Below are 21,548 nucleotides of genomic sequence, written 5' to 3'. Positions count from 1 at the left end.
AGACACGCACATGCAGGAAAAACAGTACGACGCCGCCTACTTCCAGCGTTGGTACCGCCGTGGCGATATCGGTGGCGCCGCGCGCCTGGCGCGCAAGGTGCAACTGGCGGTGGCCAGCGCCGAGTACTACCTGGAGCGGCCGATCCGCAGCGTGCTGGACATCGGCGCCGGTGAAGGCGCCTGGCGCGCGCCCCTGCTCAAGCTGCGCCCGAAGCTGCAGTACATGGGCTTTGACGGCAGCGAGTACGCGGTGCGCCGGTTCGGCCGCACCCGCGACCTGCACCTGGCGCGTTTCGGCGACTTCCAGTGGCTGCGCCCGTGCGCGCCGGTGGACCTGCTGGTCTGCTCGGACGTGATGCACTACGTGCCCAGCCGCGAGCTCAAGGCCGGGCTGGAAGGCCTGGCCGAGCTGTGCGGCGGGGTCGCCTTCCTGGAAACCTTCACCGCCGAGGACGACTTCCACGGCGACCATGACGGTTTCCAGAAGCGCCCGGCGCGCTGGTACCGGCGGCAGCTGCAGGAGGCCGGCTTCCGCGCGGTGGGCTCGCACTGTTGGCTCGGCCCCGCATTCAGCGACGACGTCGCCGCGCTCGAAAGCCCCCGCTGAGCCAGTCCGGCCGGCCTTAACGCCATCGCTGCCAGACTGGAGTATGCTGCGCAGCACCATATGACCATACATATTTGGACGTCATGCTTTATCAACTGCATGAATTGACCCGCAACCTGCTTGCCCCGTGGGTCCATCAGGCCCAGGCCAACGCGGCGTTCTTCAACAACGGCGGGCACTGGTGGTCGTCCATGCCCGGCGCCGACCGCCTGGCCGCGATGAACGAGCTGTTCCATCGCCTCGGCAAGGATTACGAAAAGCCGGAATGGGGCATCCACGAGCTGGAGCTGGACGGCGAGATCGTGCCGATCGCCCAGCTCACCGAGGTCGAGAAGCCGTTCTGCAAGCTGCTGCGCTTCAAGCGCCACAGCAACGAGACGTCCAAGGTCGAAGCCCTGCTGGCCCAGCCGATCGTGCTGGTGGTGGCGCCCTTGTCAGGCCACCACGCCACCCTGCTGCGCGACACCGTGCGCACGCTGCTGCGCGACCACCGCGTCTACGTCACCGACTGGGTGGATGCGCGCATGGTGCCGGTCGAACAGGGCGAGTTCGGCCTGGACGACTACATCGAGTACGTGCAGGAATTCATCCGCCACGTCGGCGCCGACAACGTGCACGTGGTCAGCGTGTGCCAGCCGACCGTGCCGGTGCTGGCGGCGGTTTCGCTGATGGCCAGCCGTGGCGAGGCCACGCCGCGTTCGCTGGTGATGATGGGCGGCCCGATCGATGCCCGCCACAGCCCCACCGCGGTCAACAACCTGGCCACGCGCAACCCGTTGTCGTGGTTCGAGAACAACGTCATCCACACCGTGCCTGCCCCGTACCCGGGCCAGGGCCGCCGGGTCTACCCGGGCTTCCTGCAGCACGCCGGCTTCGTCGCCATGAACCCCAGCCGGCACCTGATGTCGCACTGGGATTTCTACACCGACCTGGTCAAGGGCGACCTGGACGACGCCAACGCGCACCGTCATTTCTACGACGAGTACAACGCGGTGCTGGACATGCCGGCACAGTTCTACCTGGACACCATCCGCGTGGTGTTCCAGGAGTTCCTGCTGCCGCGCGGTGAATGGTACGTACGCGGTGAGCGCGTGGACCCGTCGGCGATCCGCGACACCGCGCTGCTGAGCATCGAGGGCGAGCTGGACGACATCGCCGGCCTGGGCCAGACCGAAGCGGCGCAGGCACTGTGCACCGGCATCCCGGCGTCGCGCCGCAACCACTTCATCGTCGAGGGTGCCGGCCATTACGGCATCTTCAGTGGTCGCCGCTGGCGCGAAGTGGTCTACCCGAAGATGCGCGACTTCTTCAGCGCGCAATCGCAGCCGGCCGCGGCGAAGAAGAGCCGCAAGGCAGCGGCGAGCAACGTCACGCCGCTGCGCCGTCGCGCGCAGCGCTGAGTACATTTGGACCTTTGTAGCCCCTCTCCCGCCTGCGGGAGAGGGGTTGGGGTGAGTGGAGATCGAAACGATGGCAATGCGCTTGGCAGCGTACTGCCCAAAACCCGCTGTCAGGGCCAAGGCAGAAGCCTCAAATGCTCAAGTGCTCAGAATCCCCTCATCCGCCCCTAGCGGGGCACCTTCTCCCGCTCGCGGGAGAAGGGATGCAATCAGCGCCTGCCTCATTCAATACAAAGGCCCCGGCAATCACCGGGGCCTTCTGCGTTTACGACACTGCCTTCAACCCGACCACGCCGGCCACGATCACGCCCAGGCTCAGCACGCGCGCGGTGCTGCGCGATTCTCCGAAGAACGCCATGTTCACCAGCACCGCCGCCGCGGTGCCCAGGCCGATCCATACCGCATAGGCCACGCTCAGCTGCAGGTAGCGGAACGACTGGTACAGCAGCACGAACGAGGCACCGAAGCCGCCGAAGAACAGCAGCGCATTGAGCGCATTCCTGCGCTGGCTGTAGCGCTTCAGGCCAACCACGCCCAGCGTTTCCATTAGTGCGGCGATCACCACCAGGAACCAACCCATCTCAACCTTCCTTGCCGGTCACACCGGCCGTGTCTGCTTCCTTGCCATCGGCCAGCTTGAGCGCGATCACGCCCGCCACCAGCAGCGCCATGAAGGCACCCTTGGCGACGCTGAAGCTGCCACCGAACAGGAAAATGTCCATCAATGCGGCGCCCACCGTACCCACTGCCGCGAACACCGCGTACACGGTGCCGGTCGGCAAGGTTTCGCAGGCGCGGGCCAGCCATTGGAAGTCGACCAGGATGACCGCGATGATCGGTATCCAGTGCCACCAGGCCGAGGCCACGTTGAACCCATACACCCAGACCAGCTCGAACACGCAGGTCAGGGCAACAAACAGCCAGCCTTTCCCGGCCATGTCGTTCTCCTTGCTTCTCGTTGTTGTGTGCGGTGCGCATCGGTACCGCCGTGATCAGACCGCCGGCGCGCGCCCCAGTCCGGCGCCGATGAAACGCTCCAGTTCGGCCAGATGCGCCCGCGCCTCGTCGGCCGACGTATCGGCATACAGATGCACCTGCTCGGCGGCGGCCTCGATGGCACCGACCAGCACCCGCGCGGCATGCCGCGGCTGCACGCCGGCGGCGATCGCACCGTCCGCGCGTGCCTGCTCCAGCAGCTGCTGCAGCCACGCGTACAGCGGCGCGTAGATCTGCTCCCAACGCCGCATCTGGTCGGTCTGGGTCATGCCGCTGTACAGCAGTGCCACCTCCTGGTGCTGCGCGCCGACCTCGGTGAAGATCACCGCCGCCAACCGGTCCAACTGCGCGCCGGCCGGCAGGCCATCGAGCTGCGCATGCAATCGCGCCAGCAGCTGGGTCAGCACGCGCTCGGCGATGCCGCCCATCACCGCCAACCGCGACGGGAAGTACAGGTAGTACGTGCCCTGAGCGATGCCGGCGCGCTTGACGATGTCCGATACCGTTGCCTTTTCGACGCCCTTTTCGGCGAACACGGCGATGGCGGCGTCGATGATGGCGGCGCGCTTGTCCATGGCAAACCCAACTGACTGACTGACTGTCAGTCATTTTAGGGATCCGCTCCGCAAGGTCAACCCGGACCCGCGCCGGGGCTGAACCACGATTTAGAAAGACCCCTTGCCCGCGTTCCGGAAGGAACACCCGGCCCCACCCGACAGGATCGCTTGCCAGCGGCCGGCGCGGCCCCTAACATGCGCGCCGTCGTCCCGGTTCTCGTGACGACCGTAAGCGTTCACGTCAACCAACGCGCCCATCAACTCCGGCCCTGCCGGGGCTGTTTGCCCGCTCGCGGGCAATAGGCGCCTTTGCTTGACCGGATCCTGGAGATCGCTCTTGAACGCTTCACACAAACCCACCATTTTCCTCGGCATTCCCAAGCTTCCCGTGCGTTACGGCGCCCTGGTCATGCCGTTGCTGCTGTCCCTGCTGATGACCAGCATCGTGTCGTTGATCAGCACCCTGAAAAGCATCGGCCTGTCGCCGCAGCTCACGTCCAAGTGGCTGGGCGCCTGGGGCGTTTCCTGGCTGATCGCCTTCCCCGTGCTGTTGTTGCTCCTGCCGGTGGTGCGCCGGGCGACCGCCGCATTGGTGCGCTCGCCCTGAGCATCCGCGCAGGGCTCCACCGTCATGCCACAAACGAACGGGGCGCCAAGGGCACCCCGTTCGTTTGTTCCTGCTGGCATGTGGCTTACAGGCGCACCAGCAGATGCTTGGCCATCGCGCCATGCAGCTTGCCGATGCCCCGTGCCAGGTGCAGCGTGCCGAACAGCAGCAATGCACCCACCGCCACCGATACCGGCCACACCCAGAAGGCGGTGGCCACGTTCACGCCGTCGATCCATATGCCGGCCGGATGGTCGAACAACAGTTCCCCCAGCGGCGCGAACATCAGTGCCAGCGACAGCGACAACAAGGTCGTTGCAATGGTGAAGTAGGCCACGCCCAAGGGCAGCATCAGCAGGAAGTACAACATCGTCAGCCAGGTGCGCCCGTCGGCGAACATCGCCCCGATGCGCGCCAGCCAGCCCTGGCTCTTGTCCGTGTAGGCCGGACGGCGCGGCATGCGCACCCCGAGCATGGTCTCGATGATGCGGCCCTCCACCAGCGACAGCACCCGCACCGACCCCAGGAACAGCAGCAGGATCGGGATGCCGATGATCAGGATCAGCAGCGATACCGACAGCGACAGGCCGGTCACCACCCAGGTGAAGAAGAACGTGCCGGTGGCCAGCGACAGCAGCATGTAGAACAGCGCGCCGTAGGTATGCGGGTCGAGCACGACGCCAAAGAAGCGCGCCACCAGCGACCGCTGCGGTGCGGCGGCCGACGGTGGCGACGCCGGCCCAGCCGGGGCGGCCGCTGCGGCGGCCACCGCCGCCGGCGTGATCCGCATGCCCGGCGCACGCAGCGCGCGGTTCACCGTCACTTCGGTCTCGCGGTAGATCTCGGCCACTTCCTCCGGCGCGCCGTAGCTGCCGGCGACACCGGCGATGACCTCCGCCTCGGTCTTGCCGGCCTGCTCGGCCAGTTCCGAGCGCAGGTACTCCTCCGCGTCGTACAGCGCGTCCTGGATCATCGCCGGATCGGCACCGGCCAGCGCCGCGCGCAGTTGCTCCAGGTACTCGGGGATGGTGGTGGGAAGCGGCCTTGCGTGGTTGTCAGCGTTCATCAGTGGATTCCCTCCAGTACGTACTGCAAAGAGTTGCGAGTGGCATCCCAGGCGGCGATCCACTGCCGCAGCGCGGCGCGGCCGTCATCGTTGATACGGTAGTAACGTCGCGGCGGCCCGGACACCGAGGGTTCGACATGGCTTTCCAACAGCCCGGCACCTTCCAGGTTGCGCAGCACCGGGTACAGGGCGCTCTGCTTGCCACTGAGCACGCCCTCCCCGACGCGCTCCAGCTCCTTGGCGATCAGGTAGCCGTACAGCGGCTCCGAAGCCTTGGCCAACACCGCCAGCAGCGCCAGCGAGACCGTGCCGGAGCTCAGTTCCTTCTGGAACTTGCGTAGCTGGGCATCCAGGTCACTCATCGCCCCACTCCTTCCAACTAGCCTGAAGCGAATACTAGTGTTGAGTTCGGTATAGCGAATGTGCCGGTAGTCATCCCACCTTGCGTCATGCTGCTGGCCGGCGGCGCGGGCAATCGCGCAGAATCGGCCCACACTCAATCCGGAATGCGCCCGATGACGCTTCGTCCCTCGCTGTTGGCCCTGGCCCTGATGTTGTCCCCGCTGCCGCTGCTGGCCGCCGATGCCCCCGCCAAGTACCGCAGCGCGCAGGAGATCATCGACGCCTCGCCTGCCAGCGACTGGCACACCCCGGCCGCGGAGAACCTGCTGTACATGAACCTGGCCGGTGGCCGGGTCATCATCGAACTGGCGCCGGCGTTCGCCCCGGAACATGCCGGCAACATCCGCACCCTGGCACGCGAGCATTTCTGGGACGGGCTCAGCATCTACCGCTCGCAGGACAACTTCGTGGTCCAGTTCGGCGATGCCGATGCCGACGACACCGCCAAGGCCAAGTCGATGGGCAGCGCCAAGCCGCACCTGCCGGCCGAGTTCCAGCGCCCGGCGCAGGGGCTGGCGTTCACCGCCCTGCCCGACCGCGACGGCTGGGCAGCGAAGACCGGCTTCGTCGGTGACTTCGCCGTCGGCAGCGATGGCGAGAAGGCATGGCTGGCCCATTGCTATGGTGCGCTGGGTGCCGGCCGCAACAATGACGACGACAGCAGCGTTGGCGCGGAGCTGTACGTGGTCACCGGGCAATCGCCGCGCCAGCTGGACCGCAACATCACCGTGGTCGGGCGCGTGCTCAAGGGCATGGAGTTGTTGAGCACCATCACCCGCGGCCCGGATCCGATGGGCTTCTACGAGAATGCCGCCGAGCGCACGCCGATCATCTCGATCCAGTTGGCCAGCGAGCTTCCGGCCGACCAGCGCGTGCCACTGCAGGTGCTGCGCACCGATTCCAAAACCTTCGCCGATGCGGTGGAAGCGCGCCGCAACCGCGTGGACGGCTTCTACAAGCGTGCCGCCGGGCACATCGACCTGTGCAACATCCCGCTGCCGGTACGCGTGGGTGCGGCGGTGAAGTAAGCGGTCGACCCGGGCGGCAAGGCCTGCCCGAAGTGGATCACGCGGGCCAGCCCCCCCCCCCCTGCCCGGTCCTGCCATTTGCTCCGCAAAGGAGAGGACCGGGCACAAGGCGCCCCCGCCGCCCTGCATCCACGCTTGACAGCACGGCGCGCCCGTGCAATTAATTAATTAACGAATTAGTTAAGTGATTACCCATGGCTGCCGACCAGATCTTTGAAGCCTTGGCCTCGCGTCCACGCCGCGAGATCCTGGCCTACCTGTCCGCACAGGAACTCACCGCCGGCGAGATCGGCCAGCGCTTCGACATGAGCGCACCGGCCATCTCCCGCCACCTGTCGGTGCTGGCTGCCGCCGGGTTGGTCACCAGCGAGCGCCGCGGCCAGTTCGTCTATTACCGGCTGACCCCGGACAACATGGTCAACACCCTCAGCAGGTTCGCCTTCGAGGTCTGCCCCACGGCCGGCCCGCTGCAACGCGAATCGCGCCGCAAGGCCAAGGCCAAACCCGCTACCTGATCGCCATCGAGGCACGCCATGGAACGCACCCGCACGACCCGCGACCGCAGTTTTCCCCGTGTCTCGATTGCCGCCGCCGATGGAAGGCGGGCGGTGGAAGTCACCCTGCTCAGCCAGCTTGATCCTGGTGCCGGCGATGCGCTGGCCCTGCGTGCCGGCCAGCGCCAGCAGCATCACCCGCAGTTCAACGATGCGCTCGATGAGCCATCGGTACGCCTGTCCGCACCTGACTTCGCGGCACACGATCCCGCCTCGCTGTACACCTTTTCGGTCGGCAGCGCCGGCCATCCGTTCCATCGGCACGCCGGCCCGCGCCTGTTCACCGCGGTCAGCGGCAGCGGCGGCGCACGGCTGCGATTCATCCCGGCCACGTCATCGGCCGAGGCCGGTGCGCTGGAAGGCCTGCGCCACGTCGAGATCCCTGCCGACTGCCTGTTCACCGTACGCATGGCGGCACGCACCTGGCACCAGTTCCAGCCCCTGCACGGCAACGGGCAGCACCCGGCCTTGTTCGCGGTGTCGTGCCACCCTGACGAAACCGCCGGTGAGCTGGACCCGGCCACCCGCGCACAGGTCGATCGCGGCGAAGCGGATCTGGCCAGCCTGACCGAACTGCTGCCGCCGGCGCTGCTGCAGGCGCTGTCGCAGCTCGACCCGGCCAAGGCGCCGGTCCCGACCACCACGCTGGGCTTCATCCACGCGATGGACACGTCCTGGTGCATCGGCCTGTGTGCGCACCTGCGTCGGCATGTCGGCAGGGCGCGCCAGACGCTCGCCCGCCTGTGCCGGCTGCACGGGGTTGTCGGCCAGGACCTGCCCGCGCTGCGCACGTGCACACTGCCTGCCCTGCCCGCACGCTCCCTGCTCGCCGCGCAATTGCACGGTCATCACCACCAGGACAGCGTGCAGATCCGCATCGACACCCGCTGGCTCGGGCGGCAGTCGCCGGAACACCTGCTGGTACGCCTGCTGGAGGCCTTCATCGAACAGCCGGCCGCGCCGGTCAGCGGCCTGATGCGGTTCCGCAACCTGCTGGTCAAGCCGCTGGGGTTGCGCACGTCCACGCTGGGCTGCCCGGTGTCGTCGCTGCTCAACGATTCGGCGGCACAGCGCTTCGCGCAACGCTTCCCGGTGCTGGACGCCCAGGTCGACGCCGAGCACGCGCAGGTGCTGCTGGGGGCCGACGATCGCCACCTTGGGTTCCGCAGCGGTGTCTCGGTGCAGCGCGACGGCGATGACATGCTGTTCACGCTGTCCACGCGGGTGCGCTGCCGCAACCTGTTCGGCCGCGCCTACATGGGGGTGGTGGACCCGGTGCATCGGCACTACATCGCGCCGCGGATGCTGCAATCGGCGGTGGCTGCGCTGGTACGCGCGGAAGAACGGGAGATGGCGCCGGCCGGCGCAGCCTGAGCCGCCGCATCGTTCAGGCGATGGAACGATCTGGCCACCGGCCCGACCTACCGGCCGGTACCTCCAGCAGCTAACGTAAGCCCATCCCTACTACCGGAGCGGCTGCCATGGCGCACGTCACCATCGAATCCACCGATACCGATTACGCGCATGCCATCAGCAACGGCAAGCACCAGTTGATCGCCGATGAACCGCCAAGCCTGGGCGGACAGGGGGCCGGCATGGCGCCGTTCGACCTGTACCTGGCCTCGTTGGCCTCATGCACGGCGATTACCTTGCGCATGTATGCACAGAAGAAAGGCTGGGACCTGGGCAAGTTCAGCGCCGAGCTGACCTCCAGCCGCGACGAAGCCGGTAAGCTGCAGGTGCATCGCGTGCTGTCGGCCACCGGCCCGCTGAGCGATGCGCAATGGGAACGCCTGCTGGACGTGGTCCAGCGCACGCCGGTGACCCTGGTGATGCGCGAAGGCGCCACCATCACCAGCGAACGCCGCAGCTGAAGAGGAACTACACGCATGTATACGATCGTCGTGCTCTGGGACAACGACAACGCCGAAGTCACCCAATGGGAAGACGCCCCGATGGTGACCACCTGGAAGGACCGCGAGATCTCGCTGCGTGCAGGCCCGCGTGAGCGGGTGGACGAACACGGCACGGTCAGCCAGGTGGCGGTCTACCTGCCCGACGAGCTGAACGAGGAAGAGTTCCAGGAGCTGTTCGCGGTGCACGAGAAGCAGGTACCGGAACTGCACCTGCACGGCTGACCGCCTCCTACGGCTGAACGACAACGGCGCCTTTCGGCGCCGTTGTCGTTCAGCCCTTCTTCGCGCGGCGCCGGCGCAGCCACATGCGCAGGCACCACAACAGGAAGCCGCCGACGATCAGCATCGGCAACAGGCCCGCCGCCACGCGGATCATGTAGGCCAGGCTGGTGGTGAAGATCTCGCCGGAATCGCCGAATGCACGGCCGATCTCGCTGCGATTGCGTTGGCTGTTGGTCGACTCGAAATCCAGGGTGACCAACTGGGTGTCGATGCGTCGGTGCTGTTGCGCGGCGTCGCGGTCGGCCTGCTGCAACCCGGCCTCGATCTCGGACAGCCGCTGCGAGAGGGTCAACAGGTCGGCCACCGCCAGGTCACTGCGCTGCTGGTACTCGACCAGGCGCGCATGCTCATTCTTCAGGCGATCCTGCATCAACCGGGTATCGGCCACCTGCTGGGCCAGGTCCTCGGCCTCGGTGTTGCGGTTGGTGACCTCGCCCTTGTCGGCGGCCAGGGCGATCAGTGGCTCCACGCCCTTGGGGGCGATGCGCACCTTGATCGTTCCGCGCGGCGCGTCGCCGGCCTGCTGCGAGACATTCAACACGGCGCAGTCGCCGAACGTCGCGCTCTGGCAGGCCTCGGCCACCGCCTTCACCCGCGGCGCGATCTCCTTGCCCGGCAGTTGCAGCTGCACGGTGTGTTCATAGGCCAGGAAGGCCCCTTCCGGCGATTGCACCGCCTCGGCCGCCACCGCGCCGGCACTGGCCATTTCATGCTTGCCGCAGCCGGCCAATGCCAGCAATGCGCCCAACCCGACCGCCCAGCCCGTTCCCTGCAGATACTTCATGCGTCCTTGTTCCCGTGAATTGATCGTGCCGCGCAAGCATAACCACCTGCCTGAATACGAACGCTAAGGAAATGTGCAGGCGCGGTGGCGCCTGCCTCTGCCCGATCCGGCACGGCCCGCCCAACCAACGGCAGGTGCGCCCCGCCCCGCACCCGGCCTATGCTCGGGGTTTCCCAACGCTCCAGGATCAACGATGCGCAAGCACCTGCTCGCCGCCGCCCTGCTCGCCGGCCTGGCCGGTTGCCAGGATGGCCAAGCCCCCACCGCTCCGACCGCCAGCACCGAGCAGGCCGGCCAGAGCCAGGCCGACGCCCAGTTCGCCGAACTGTCGAAGAAGGCGCTGGATACCTGGATGCAGCTGTCCCCGGTCAGCGCCACCCAGATCGGCGACCACCGCTACGACGGCGAGCTCGACGACCTCAGCGCCGACGGCCAGAAGAAGAGCCTGGAAGCCAGCAAGGCCCTGCTCGCCGACCTGGACAAGGTCGACGTCAGCAAGCTCGGCCGCGAGAACCAGGTCGACGCCGCGATCCTGCGCAACCAGTTGCAGTCCGATATCTGGAACAACGAAACCCTGCAGTCCTGGCAGTGGGATCCGCAGGTCTACAACGGCCTGGCCGGCAGTGCCATCTATGGCCTGATGGCCCGCGAGTTCGCGCCGCTGCCCGAGCGCCTGAAGTCGGCCACCGCGCGCATCGAGAAGATCCCGCAGATCTTCGCCGCCGCCCGTGCCAACCTGGACCCGGCCCGCGTGCCGAAGATCCACGCCGAGACCGTTGCCAAGCAGAACAAGGGCATCCTCAGCCTGGTCGAGACCTTCATCACGCCCAACATCGGCCAGCTCGAGGCCGCCGACCAGCAACGCCTGACCGCTGCCATCGACGCCCTCAACAAGGCCGTGGCCGAGCAGCAGGAATGGCTGGACAAGACCCTGGTGCCGAACGCCAAGGGCGATTTCCGCATCGGTGCGGAGAAGTACGACCAGAAGCTGAAGTTCTCGCTCAACTCCTCGCTCTCGCGCGCCGAGATCGGCGAGCGTGCCCGCGCCGAGCTGACCCGCGTGCGCGCGGACATGTACGGCATCGCCCAACAGGTGCTGAAGGACAAGCCGGGCGCACCGGAAATGCCGGCCAACCCGACCGACGACCAGCAACAGAAGGCCATCGAGGCTGCGCTGGAACTGGCCTATGCCGACAAGCCGGCGCGCGACAAGGTGGTCGACGACGCCAAGGCCTCCCTGGCCCAGTCCACCGAGTTCGTGCGCACGCATGACCTGATGACCCTGCCCGATGCACCGGTGGACATCATCCTGATGCCGGAGTTCCAGCGCGGCGTGGCCGTGGCCTACTGCGACTCGCCCGGCCCGCTGGACAAGAACCTGAAGACCTTCTACGCCGTCTCGCCGATCCCGGACGACTGGAACGACAAGCAGGTTGACTCGTTCCTGCGCGAGTACAACAGCCGCATGATCCACCTGCTGTCGATCCACGAAGGCACGCCGGGCCATTACCTGGAAGGCTGGCACTCGGGCAAGTTCCCGTCCACGTTGCGCGCCGTGCTGCGTTCGGGCCTGTTCGCCGAAGGCTGGGCGGTCTACACCGAGCGCATGATGCAGGAGCAGGGCTACCTGGATAACGACCCGCTGTTCCACCTGGTGCAGCTGAAGTTCTACCTGCGCACGATCTCCAACGCCATCCTCGACCAGGGCGTGCACGTGGACAACTGGAGCCGCGAGCAGGCCATGCGCCTGATGACCCACGACGCCTTCCAGCAGGAAAGCGAAGCGGCCGGCAAGTGGGTGCGCGCGCAGCTGACCTCGGCACAGCTGCCGACCTACTTCGTCGGTGCACAGGAACACTTCGACACCCGCAAGGCGGTGCAGGACAAGCAGGGGGCCAACTTCAACCTGAAGGCCTACCACGACCAGATCCTGTCCTACGGCGCACCGCCGGTGCGCTTCGCCCGCCAGCTGATGCTGGACCAGCCGATCCAGTAAGCACGCGGCCGGCTGTACGTCCCATGCCAACGCCCGGGTTCTCCCGGGCATTGGCTTTTCCGCCGTGGGACATCCGCGACTTCACGCGGGTCGATCCTGTCGGCGTGCTGTGGCGCATCTGGCACAACCTCTGAGCCATCACCGGCCATTGCCGATGCACTGGATGGACGAGCATCACGCGCGTAGCATCGCTGCGTCATGACCACGCTCGACACCCGCCTTCCGCCACCGATCGTGCTGTTGCTGTGCGGCCTGCTCGCCTGGCTGTGTGCCCACCAACTGCCGGGCTTCGCCTTTTCCCTGCCGGTGCGGATCACCATCGTCACCGTGACGGCGAGCGCCGGGGTGCTGCTCAACCTGGTACCCAAGCTGCTGTTCCAGCGCGCCGGCACCACGGTCAACCCACTACGCCCGCAGCGTACGACGCAACTGGTGACGCACGGCGTCTACCGCTTCACCCGCAACCCCATGTACCTGGGCCAGGCGCTGGTCCTGCTGGCCGCCTGCCTGTGGCTGCGCAATGCCGTCGCGCTGGGGGTGGTCCCTGTCTTCATCGCCTACATCACACGCTTCCAGATCCTCCCGGAGGAACGTCATCTGGCACAGCGTTTCGGCCCTGCCTTCGACGCCTTCCGTGCCCGCACGCGACGCTGGCTGTAAGGCCCTCACCCCTGAAGGAATGCTGCATGCCCCTCGACCGTGAACAACTGCTGCGCCAGGCCAACGCCGTCCTCGACTGGAACCGCCGGCATCTGAATGCCACCTCGGTGCTGAGCGAAGCGCAGGTTGGCGAATGCTTCGCCGAGCACTTCGTGGTCGAGCCGAATGGGCGCCACTACGCCGCCAGCCGTGCAGACTACCTGGCCTTCCTCAACGACATGAAGGCCGGCATGGCGGGCATCGACTACGACGTCGACCACGCGCTGGCCGATGGCGATGCCGTCACCCTGTCGATGCGGGCGCACATCGCCTACGGCGACGGCCGCCGCGAACACTTCCGCGCGATGCTGCTGATGCGCTTCGACGCGGATGGCAAGGTCGTGCTCTGGCACGAGGTCTACGTCCCGCTGCCGGCAACCACCTGACGTCGGCAGTACCGCACAACCCGCATCGCCGTGGTGGCCTCATCCACCACCGCAGGATGAGCCACAACCACCGAGGCACCATGGAAACGATCGATTGGAAGGACTTCACCAAGGTCGAACTGCGCGTCGGCCGCATCATTGCCGCCGAGCCGTTCGCCGAAGCCCGCAAGCCTGCCTACAAGCTGCAGGTCGATTTCGGCCCGGAACTGGGCGTGCGCAAGTCCAGCGCCCAGATCACCGCCCTGTACGATCCCGCCACGCTGGTTGGCAAGCAGGTGGTGGCGGTGGTCAATTTCCCGCCCAAGCAGATCGGCCCGATCATGTCCGAATGCCTGGTCACCGGCTTCCACGATGCCGAAGGCCGGGTCAGCCTGTGCGTGCCCGAGCACGACGTCCCGCTGGGCACACGACTGCTGTGAGGCCGCCGGTGGATCCCGACGGCGCCCTCACGCCGTCGGCCGATACTGTGCGGCAACCACGTACCCACCACTGACCGGCAGAAACCACACATGGGCAAGGGCAGGCTTGAAGCATTCAGTGATGGGGTCATGGCCATCATCATCACCATCATGGTGCTGGAGGTGAAAACGCCGGAGGGCGGCACCCTGCAGGCCTTGCGCCCGCTGATCCCCACCCTGCTGGCCTACCTGCTCAGCTTCATCTACGTGGGCATCTACTGGAACAACCATCACCACCTGCTGCAGGCCTGCAAGCGCATCTCCGGCAGCGTGCTGTGGGCCAACCTGCACCTGCTGTTCTGGTTGTCGCTGCTGCCGTTCGCCACGCGCTGGATGGATGACTACTACCTGCTGCCGCTGCCTACCGCCGCCTACGGCTGTGTACTGCTGGCCGCGGCCATCGCCTACGCATTCCTGCAACAACGCATCGTTGTCGCCGAAGGCCGGGAGTCGACCCTGCGCGAGGTACTCGGCCGGGACTGGAAGGGAAAGCTGTCGCCGCTGCTCTACCTCACCGGCATCGGCGTCAGTTTCGTGCAGGTGCATGTCGCGCAGGCGATCTACGTCGGCGTGGCACTGATGTGGCTGATCCCCGACCGTCGCATCGAGCGCGGGCTGGCCGTCGACCCTCCCGCCCCCTGATCCTGGCCGGCAGGCCCGTGCGATCATGCGCCGACCTGGACACTGGCAGCGGCATGAACGACACCCCCGATGAACTGGAGCAGATCCATCACCGCGCCTATGCCGCGGTGGATGATGGCGCGCTGGAAGACGCCGCACGCGATTTCGGTACCCTGCTCCAGCATCACCCGGACAACCGCTACTACCACTACATGCAGGGGCTGGTGCACAAGTACCTGCTGGACTGGCCCACCTCGCTGCGGCACAACCTGCAGGCCATCGCCCTGAACGAGGAACACGGCCAGGCCGAGCATTGGAACGCGGCCATCGCCGCCACCGCGCTCGGCCGCTGGGACACCGTGCGTGAACTATGGACCGCCTGCGGCATCGCCCTGCCCGGCACCGAAGGCCCGATCGATGGCGACTTCGGCGTGGCCGTGGTTCTCCTGAATCCCTGGCAGGGTGGCGAGACCGTCTTCGTGCGCCGCGTTGATCCGGTGCGCGCACGCGTGCTCAACGTACCGCTGCCGGAAAGTGGCCACCGCTTCGGCGACATCGTGCTGCACGATGGTGCATCGACCGGCAGCCGCTTCGACGGCGAGCGCGAGGTGCATGTGTTCAACCAGTTGGGTCGGCTGGTGCCGTCGGCGTTCCAGACCTTCGTGGTGTTCGTTCGCGCCGATGGCCAGGACGACCTGGATGCGCTGCTGCGGGCGACCGTGCCCGGCATCGGCCACGCCGAGGACTGGACGCGCAGCATCCGCCACTACTGCCTGCGTTGCAGTTACGGTGCGCCGCATCAGCACGCCGCGCAGGAAGACGCCGCGTGGCAGGCCGAGCGCAACCTCGGCGTCGCCGCGCAGAGCCGCAGGTCGGTTGAGAAGCTGCTCAGGGATTGGGCCGATGGCCATGCCGGGCGTCACGTCGACGCCATCGAAACACGCGAATGCGCGCCCCCGGCCCCGGTGGCCGGCAGCGCCTGGTGGCAGTCCCCCGAGGACGAGGGTGAAGAAGACGACGCGGACGAGGAAGAATGAGTCAACCGGCGCAGCGCTGATCGCTGCGTCCGTTGCCACTCACGCGCCGGAGAACACCGGCTCCAGCAGGCGGAAGGTGCCGGCATCGGCGTCCATCGCCACCTTGCCGCCGACCGGCACGATGAACTGCTCGCGGATGTGGCCGATCATCGCACCGCGATAGGCCGGGATCTTCAGCGGCAGGATGTAGTCGTCGAAGATCTGGTCCAGCGTCAGCGAGCCGTAACCGTCGCCCGGCGTGCAATCGGTGCATTCGCCGAAGATGAAGCCGGCGACCTTGTCCAGCGCGCCCATCAGCTTCAACGTGCTGAACATGCGGTCGATGCGGTAAGGCGCCTCTTCCACGTCCTCCAGGAACAGGATCTTGCCGGTGAAGTCCGGCAGGTACGGCGACCCGGCCAAGGCGGTCAGCACGGTGAGGTTGCCGCCGACCAACTCGCCCTGGGCCGTGCCACCGCGCAGGGTCAGCGTGCGGTTGCGGCGCGGCACCAGCTCGTCGTCGGCATCCACCACCGTGTTCTGGTAGTGCATCAGCTCGCGCTTGAAGAACAGGCGCTCGAACTGGTCGGCGTTGAAGCGGTTCCAGGTGCCCGAGCCGATCTGCCCATGGAACGTCACCAACCCGGTCCGGGCCTGGATGGCGCTGTGCAGGGCGGTGATGTCCGAGTACCCCAGCAGGATCTTGGGGTTGGCGCGGATGCGGGCGTAGTCCAGCAACGGCAGCAGCCGCGCGGCACCGGAGCCACCCCGCACGCAGACGATCGCCTTGACCTGCATGTCGGCGAACATCGCGTTGATGTCAGCGGCGCGCTCGGCATCGGTACCGGCCAGGTGGCCATGGCGCGCGTCGTAGTGTGCGCCAGTCTTCACCTTCAGGCCGAACGCTTCCATCGCTTCGCGCGCCAGCTGCAGGCTCAATCGATCGCTGCTGGCCGAGGACGGGCTGACCAGCCCGACGGTGTCGCCCTTGTTCAGGGCCGGCGGCAGCAGACGCCCACGCGGCGCTGCCATCGCGCCCTGCAGGCCGAGCAGCGGCAGCGTGGCTGCCAAGGCGGTACCACCGATGAAACGCCGTCTATCCATGTTGCTGCCTGCTACCGGGAGTCAGCACAAGAGTAACAGCGCGCCGCGGTAGAGCGGAGCCACGCTCCGCTGCGGCCCTGCCGATACTGCCGGCTTCGTGCCGAGCATGGCTCGGCACTACCCGCTTCGATTACATGTTGCGGCGGTACTCGCCACCCACGTCGTACAGGGCATGGCTGATCTGGCCCAGGCTGTGGGTCTTGACCGCCTCGATCAACGCTTCGAACACATTGCGGCGATCACGCGCGGTCTTCTGCAGATACGCCAGGCCATGGCCGTCATGCACATCGCTTTCATCAGCCGCCACGCCTTCAACCTCATGCGAATGCGAGGTCTCGCCGGCCGGCGCCAGCGCATTGCGGTTGCGCTGCCAGTTGTGCACGTTCTCGATCTGCTGGCCCTTCTCTTCCTCGGTCGAGCGGATCAGCTCGATCTCGGTGGCCACCTCGCCGGCATGCTCCTTGGACAGGAACATGTTGACGCCGACCAGCGGCAGGCTGCCGTCGTGCTTCTTGTGCTCGTAGTACAGCGACTCTTCCTGGATCTTGCCGCGCTGGTACATGGTGTCCATCGCGCCCAGCACGCCACCGCGCTCGCTGATCGCCTCGAACTCCTTGTACACGGCCTCCTCGACGATGTCGGTCAGCTTGTCGACGATGAAACTGCCCTGCCACGGGTTCTCGCAGAAGTTCAGCCCCAGCTCCTTGTTGATGATCATCTGGATCGCCACCGCGCGGCGCACGCTCTCCTCGGTCGGCGTGGTGATGGCCTCGTCGTAGGCGTTGGTGTGCAGGCTGTTGCAGTTGTCGAACAGCGCATACAGCGCCTGCAACGTGGTGCGGATGTCGTTGAACTGGATCTCCTGCGCGTGCAGCGAGCGGCCGGAGGTCTGGATGTGGTACTTCATCATCTGGCTGCGCTCGTTGGCGCCATAACGCTCGCGCATCGCCCGTGCCCAGATGCGGCGCGCCACGCGGCCGATCACGGTGTACTCCGGGTCCATGCCGTTGGAGAAGAAGAACGACAGGTTGGGCGCGAAGTCATCGATCTTCATGCCACGCGCCAGGTAGTACTCGACGATGGTGAAACCGTTGGACAAGGTGAAGGCCAACTGGCTGATCGGGTTCGCGCCGGCTTCGGCGATGTGATAGCCGGAGATCGACACCGAGTAGAAGTTGCGCACCTTGTGGTCGACGAAGTACTGCTGGATGTCGCCCATCATCCGCAGCGCGAACTCGGTGGAGAAGATGCAGGTGTTCTGCGCCTGATCCTCCTTGAGGATGTCCGCCTGCACGGTGCCACGCACGGTGGACAACGTCTCGGCCTTGATGCGCGCGTAGGTGTCGGCATCGACCAGCTGGTCACCGGTGACACCCAGCAGCGCCAGGCCCAGGCCGTTGTTGGTCGGCGGCAGCTCGCCGTGGTACTGCGGTCGGGTGCGGCCTTCGAAGATCCTCGCGATCTTCGCCTCGGCCTCGGCCCAGCGCACCGGGTCTTCCTGCAGGTACTTCTCGACCTGCTGGTCGATGGCGGTGTTCATGAACATCGCCAGGATCATCGGCGCCGGGCCATTGATGGTCATCGACACCGAGGTGGTCGGCGCGCACAAGTCGAAGCCGGAGTACAGCTTCTTCATGTCGTCCAGCGTGGGGATGTTGACGCCGGAGTTGCCGATCTTGCCGTAGATATCCGGGCGCGGCGCCGGGTCCTCGCCATACAGCGTCACGCTGTCGAAGGCGGTGGACAGGCGCGCGGCCGGCTGGCCGACGCTGAGGTAATGGAAGCGGCGGTTGGTGCGCTCCGGCGTGCCTTCGCCGGCGAACATGCGGATCGGGTCCTCGCCGGTGCGGCGGTACGGGTAGACGCCGCCGGTGTACGGGTACGAGCCCGGCAGGTTCTCCTTCTGCAGGAACACCAGCAGCTCGCCCCAGCTGCGGTAGGTGGGCGCGGCGATCTTGGGGATCTGCTGGTGGCTGAGCGACTCGCGGTAGTTCTCCACGCGGATGGTCTTGCCGCGCACCTGGTACTCATTGACCGGCTCGGTGATCGATTTCAGGCGTGCGGGCCACTCGCGCAACAGGCGCAGTGCTTCGGAGTCGAGCGACTGCACCGCGTCGTTGTAACGTTGGCGCAGGGTGCGGATGCTGTTGTCGGCAGCGGCGTCGGTCAGGGCATCGGCCGGGTACAGATCCAGCGCGCCCGGCAATGCCGCATCACCCAGTTCCTTCAGCGCCTGCCACAGGCTCTGCGCACGCTCGGCCACCTCGGCCTGCGAGTCGATACGGGCGTTGATGCCACGGCCCTGCTCGGCGATCTCGGCCAGGTAACGCACGCGGCTGCCCGGGATCAGCACGGTGGCGCGCGGCTCCTTGAGCGTCGTATCGATGCGCGGCTGCAGCCCGGCACCGGCCTTGGCCTTCTCGCGCAGCAGGCGGCACAGGTTGGCGAACATCCAGCTGATGCCCGGGTCGTTGAACTGGCTGGCGATGGTCGGGTAGACCGGCACGTCTTCGTCCTTCATCGTGAAGGCGGTGCGGTTGCGCTTCCACTGCTTGCGCACGTCGCGCAGCGCATCCTCGGCGCCGCGCTTGTCGAACTTGTTGAGCACCACCAGCTCGGCGTAGTCGAGCATGTCGATCTTTTCCAGCTGGCTCGGCGCGCCGAAGTCGCTGGTCATCACGTACATCGGGAAGTCGACCAGGTCCACGATCTCCGAATCGCTCTGGCCGATACCGGCGGTCTCGACGATCACCAGGTCGAACTGCAGCGACTTCAGGAAGCCGATGCAGTCGCGCAGCACGGTGTTGATCGCCGCATGCTGGCGGCGGGTGGCCATCGAGCGCATGTACACGCGCTTGGAGCGCAGCGAGTTCATGCGGATGCGGTCGCCCAGCAGCGCGCCACCGGTGCGGCGGCGGGTCGGGTCCACCGAGATCACCGCGATGCGCATCTGCGGGAAGCTGGCCAGGAAGCGGTTGAGCAGCTCGTCGGTCACCGAGGACTTGCCGGCGCCGCCGGTGCCGGTGATGCCCACCACCGGCGTTCTGCCGGAGGCCAGCTGCCACTGCTTGCGCAGGTGCGCCAGCTCCGCCTCGGAATGGTCGCCGTCCTCCAGCTGCGACAGCACCCGGCCGATGCCGATCTCGTCCTCGATCGCCGGGGCGGTGTCGCCGGACTCCGCCGCGCGGGCGTCGCGCGCCTTGCCCGCGCGCGCCACCACGTCCTCGATCATCTCCACCAGCCCCATCTTCATGCCGTCATTGGGGTGGTAGATGCGCTCCACGCCGTAAGCCTGCAGCTCGCGGATCTCCTCGGGGGTGATGGTGCCGCCGCCACCGCCGAACACCTTGATATGGCCGGCCCCACGCTCCCTGAGCATGTCGACCATGTACTTGAAGTACTCCACGTGGCCGCCCTGGTAGGAGGACAGCGCGATCGCGTCGGCGTCCTCCTGCAGCGCCGCCCGCACCACGTCCTCGACGCTGCGGTTGTGGCCCAGGTGGATGACCTCCGCGCCCTGCGCCTGGATCAGGCGGCGCATGATGTTGATCGCCGCGTCGTGGCCATCGAACAGGCTGGCGGCGGTGACGAAGCGCAGCGGGGTGGACTCCGGCTGGACTTGCGGGAGCTGGGAGGCGGGAGTACTCATGGGCCGTGCAACATCCGGTTTCTGTTGAAACCGATGATAGAACCGCGCGCGCGGCAGGTCAGGTTGCAGCGCAGCGTGACCTTTTCGCCGTTTGCGCTATCGGGTGATGGCGACGCGCCCTGTCTGGGCAAAGCCAAGCGCCCAGTCAGGTACTACCGTCCTGAACATTCCCATACCGGGAATGGATTAGAATGGCGGCCCGCGACCCCCGTCCTGCACACGAGGAAGTCGCATTTTTTGTTTTCCGGCCTGCTGTTTGCCTGCAGGATCACTGACGTTGTGGCAACAAACGCCATCGGAGCTTCCATGCTTTTCGAAACCCTCGAGACTTCCGGCCACGAACAGGTCGTGTTCTGCCAGAACCGCGAAGCCGGCCTGAAGGCAATCATCGCCATCCACAACACCACGCTGGGCCCTGCCCTGGGCGGCGTGCGCATGCGCCCCTACGCCAACACCGACGACGCCCTGCGCGACGTGCTGCGGCTCAGCCGGACCATGACCTACAAGAACGCGCTGGCCGGGCTGAACGTCGGCGGCGGCAAGGCGGTGATCATCGGCGACCCGCGCACCGACAAGAGCGAGGTGCTGTTCCGCGCCTTCGGCCGCCAGGTCGAGGCCCTGGGCGGGCGCTACATCACCGCCGAGGACGTCGGCACCGACGTCAACGACATGGAGAACATCTACCTGGAGACCGGCTACGTCACCGGCGTCCACCAGGTCCATGGCGGCTCCGGCGATCCGGCCCCGTTCACCGCCTATGGCGCCCTGCAGGCGCTGATGGCCTCGGTCAAGCGCCAGTTCGGGCACGAGGAGATCGGCAAGCTGAGCATCGCCGTGCAGGGCCTGGGCCATATCGGCATGGAGCTGGTGAAGCTGCTGCGCGAGCGCGGCGCCAAGCTGTACGTGACCGACCTGGACCCGGTGCTGGTGCAGCGCGCGGTCAGCGAGTACGGCTGCGAGGCGGTCAAGCCCGACGCCATCTACGATGTCGCCGCCGACGTGCTGGCGCCCTGCGCGATGGAAGGCGCGATCGACATGGCCACGCTGGACCGGCTCAAGGTCAAGGTCATCTGCGGCACCGCCAACAACCAGCTGGCCAGCCATGCGGTGGGCGACGAGCTGTACAAGCGCGGCGTGCTGTGGGCCCCGGATTACGCGGTCAACGCCGGCGGCGTGATGAATGTGTCGCTGGAGATCGACGGCTACAACCGCGAACGCGCGATGCGCCTGATCCGCAGCATCTACCACAACCTCGGCAGGATCTTCGACCAGTCCAAGCGTGAGAATGTCTCCCCGCAGCGCGCGGCCGACCGCATCGCCGAAGCCCGGCTGGAAGCCATCGGCAAGCTGAAGATGCCGATGGGCCGTTCCACCCCGCGGATGAACCGCCTGCGCGGCGAGTAAGGCGGACGCGGATGAG

Annotated in this window: 23 protein-coding genes; 15 read left to right on the top strand and 8 right to left on the bottom strand. The window is 66.7% G+C overall.

From position 1 onward, the window contains the following. The first annotated feature begins 10 nt into the window (after positions 1-10). Positions 11-607, top strand: a complete 597-nt coding sequence (locus tag VA603_RS15230) for a class I SAM-dependent DNA methyltransferase (protein ID WP_192287959.1) — start codon at positions 11-13, stop codon at positions 605-607. A gap of 83 nt (positions 608-690) precedes the next feature. Then, positions 691-2,007 carry a polyhydroxyalkanoate depolymerase gene (locus VA603_RS15225; RefSeq protein ID WP_425603722.1) on the top strand — a complete coding sequence of 439 codons (1,317 nt, stop codon included), beginning with the start codon at positions 691-693 and terminating at the stop codon, positions 2,005-2,007. Between the two features lie 265 nt (positions 2,008-2,272). On the opposite strand, the gene VA603_RS15220 is transcribed toward VA603_RS15225, so the two are convergent. Genes VA603_RS15220 through VA603_RS15210 form a run of 3 tightly spaced genes read right to left on the bottom strand, consistent with a single transcriptional unit; the run spans position 2,273 to position 3,578 of the window. After that, positions 2,273-2,587, bottom strand: a complete 315-nt coding sequence (locus VA603_RS15220) for a DMT family transporter (protein ID WP_323439349.1) — start codon at positions 2,585-2,587, stop codon at positions 2,273-2,275. 1 nt (position 2,588) lies between these two features. Beyond that, positions 2,589-2,945 carry a DMT family transporter gene (locus VA603_RS15215; RefSeq protein ID WP_323439348.1) on the bottom strand — a complete coding sequence of 119 codons (357 nt, stop codon included), beginning with the start codon at positions 2,943-2,945 and terminating at the stop codon, positions 2,589-2,591. A gap of 54 nt (positions 2,946-2,999) precedes the next feature. Beyond that, positions 3,000-3,578 (bottom strand): TetR/AcrR family transcriptional regulator, encoded by a 579-nt coding sequence (locus VA603_RS15210; protein ID WP_323439347.1) that lies wholly within the window; start codon positions 3,576-3,578, stop codon positions 3,000-3,002. A gap of 319 nt (positions 3,579-3,897) precedes the next feature. On the opposite strand from VA603_RS15210, the gene VA603_RS15205 reads away from it, so the two are divergent. Then, a complete protein-coding gene (locus VA603_RS15205; protein ID WP_225591887.1) occupies positions 3,898-4,167 on the top strand; it encodes a DUF2798 domain-containing protein in 270 nt (89 codons plus the stop codon). Between the two features lie 85 nt (positions 4,168-4,252). Here the strand turns inward: VA603_RS15205 and VA603_RS15200 are convergent, their stop codons facing one another. Continuing rightward, a complete protein-coding gene (locus VA603_RS15200) occupies positions 4,253-5,233 on the bottom strand; it encodes a sensor domain-containing protein (protein WP_323439346.1) in 981 nt (326 codons plus the stop codon). Further along, entirely contained in the window at positions 5,233-5,595 is a 363-nt protein-coding gene (locus tag VA603_RS15195) for a PadR family transcriptional regulator (RefSeq protein ID WP_132865156.1), read from the bottom strand. The genes VA603_RS15200 and VA603_RS15195 overlap by 1 nt, the downstream gene beginning before the upstream one ends. 153 nt (positions 5,596-5,748) lie before the next feature. Between VA603_RS15195 and VA603_RS15190 the strand changes: the two genes are divergently transcribed. The 5 genes from VA603_RS15190 to VA603_RS15170 all read left to right on the top strand — a co-directional run bounded on the left by VA603_RS15190 (position 5,749) and on the right by VA603_RS15170 (position 9,355). After that, positions 5,749-6,663, top strand: coding sequence for a peptidylprolyl isomerase (locus tag VA603_RS15190; RefSeq protein ID WP_425603721.1), 915 nt, complete (start codon positions 5,749-5,751; stop codon positions 6,661-6,663). 194 nt (positions 6,664-6,857) lie between these two features. Then, positions 6,858-7,178 carry a metalloregulator ArsR/SmtB family transcription factor gene (locus VA603_RS15185; protein WP_057635045.1) on the top strand — a complete coding sequence of 107 codons (321 nt, stop codon included), beginning with the start codon at positions 6,858-6,860 and terminating at the stop codon, positions 7,176-7,178. 18 nt (positions 7,179-7,196) lie between these two features. Then, entirely contained in the window at positions 7,197-8,591 is a 1,395-nt protein-coding gene (locus tag VA603_RS15180; RefSeq protein ID WP_323439345.1) for a DUF2867 domain-containing protein, read from the top strand. Positions 8,592-8,698: 107 nt separating this feature from the next. Next, positions 8,699-9,091, top strand: a complete 393-nt coding sequence (locus VA603_RS15175) for an OsmC family protein (RefSeq protein ID WP_132865159.1) — start codon at positions 8,699-8,701, stop codon at positions 9,089-9,091. 15 nt (positions 9,092-9,106) lie between these two features. Further along, a complete protein-coding gene (locus VA603_RS15170; RefSeq protein WP_132865160.1) occupies positions 9,107-9,355 on the top strand; it encodes a hypothetical protein in 249 nt (82 codons plus the stop codon). 49 nt (positions 9,356-9,404) lie between these two features. On the opposite strand, the gene VA603_RS15165 is transcribed toward VA603_RS15170, so the two are convergent. Next, positions 9,405-10,199, bottom strand: coding sequence for a DUF4349 domain-containing protein (locus VA603_RS15165; RefSeq protein ID WP_132865161.1), 795 nt, complete (start codon positions 10,197-10,199; stop codon positions 9,405-9,407). A 193-nt stretch (positions 10,200-10,392) separates the two neighbouring features. Between VA603_RS15165 and VA603_RS15160 the strand changes: the two genes are divergently transcribed. The 6 genes from VA603_RS15160 (at position 10,393) to VA603_RS15135 (ending at position 15,396) form a co-directional block, all read left to right on the top strand. Beyond that, complete coding sequence (locus VA603_RS15160) at positions 10,393-12,195, top strand: DUF885 domain-containing protein (protein WP_323439344.1); 1,803 nt, start codon at positions 10,393-10,395, stop codon at positions 12,193-12,195. 198 nt (positions 12,196-12,393) lie between these two features. Continuing rightward, entirely contained in the window at positions 12,394-12,855 is a 462-nt protein-coding gene (locus tag VA603_RS15155) for a methyltransferase family protein (RefSeq protein ID WP_323439343.1), read from the top strand. Between the two features lie 26 nt (positions 12,856-12,881). Beyond that, positions 12,882-13,280, top strand: a complete 399-nt coding sequence (locus VA603_RS15150) for a nuclear transport factor 2 family protein (protein ID WP_323439342.1) — start codon at positions 12,882-12,884, stop codon at positions 13,278-13,280. A gap of 80 nt (positions 13,281-13,360) precedes the next feature. Beyond that, positions 13,361-13,699 carry a tRNA-binding protein gene (locus tag VA603_RS15145; RefSeq protein WP_323439341.1) on the top strand — a complete coding sequence of 113 codons (339 nt, stop codon included), beginning with the start codon at positions 13,361-13,363 and terminating at the stop codon, positions 13,697-13,699. Positions 13,700-13,789: 90 nt separating this feature from the next. Continuing rightward, positions 13,790-14,380, top strand: a complete 591-nt coding sequence (locus VA603_RS15140; protein WP_323439340.1) for a TMEM175 family protein — start codon at positions 13,790-13,792, stop codon at positions 14,378-14,380. A 53-nt stretch (positions 14,381-14,433) separates the two neighbouring features. Beyond that, on the top strand, positions 14,434-15,396 hold the full coding sequence (locus VA603_RS15135; protein ID WP_323439339.1) for a tetratricopeptide repeat protein: 963 nt from the start codon (positions 14,434-14,436) through the stop codon (positions 15,394-15,396). 39 nt (positions 15,397-15,435) lie between these two features. Here the strand turns inward: VA603_RS15135 and VA603_RS15130 are convergent, their stop codons facing one another. Beyond that, entirely contained in the window at positions 15,436-16,479 is a 1,044-nt protein-coding gene (locus tag VA603_RS15130) for a S66 peptidase family protein (protein WP_323439338.1), read from the bottom strand. A gap of 130 nt (positions 16,480-16,609) precedes the next feature. Continuing rightward, positions 16,610-20,128, bottom strand: coding sequence for a methylmalonyl-CoA mutase family protein (locus VA603_RS15125; RefSeq protein ID WP_323439337.1), 3,519 nt, complete (start codon positions 20,126-20,128; stop codon positions 16,610-16,612). A 306-nt stretch (positions 20,129-20,434) separates the two neighbouring features. On the opposite strand from VA603_RS15125, the gene VA603_RS15120 reads away from it, so the two are divergent. After that, the gene (locus VA603_RS15120) at positions 20,435-21,532 is read left to right on the top strand and encodes a Glu/Leu/Phe/Val family dehydrogenase (protein WP_323439336.1); all 1,098 of its coding nucleotides are present in this window, start codon (positions 20,435-20,437) and stop codon (positions 21,530-21,532) included. Positions 21,533-21,548: the final 16 nt, after the last annotated feature.

Origin of the sequence: Stenotrophomonas capsici (assembly GCF_034961085.1) — a bacterium.
In the GTDB taxonomy this organism is placed as follows: Bacteria; Pseudomonadota; Gammaproteobacteria; order Xanthomonadales; family Xanthomonadaceae; genus Stenotrophomonas; species Stenotrophomonas capsici.
The sequence above is the reverse complement of the archived record's forward strand: the minus strand, read 5'-3'. Positions and strand labels throughout refer to the sequence as shown.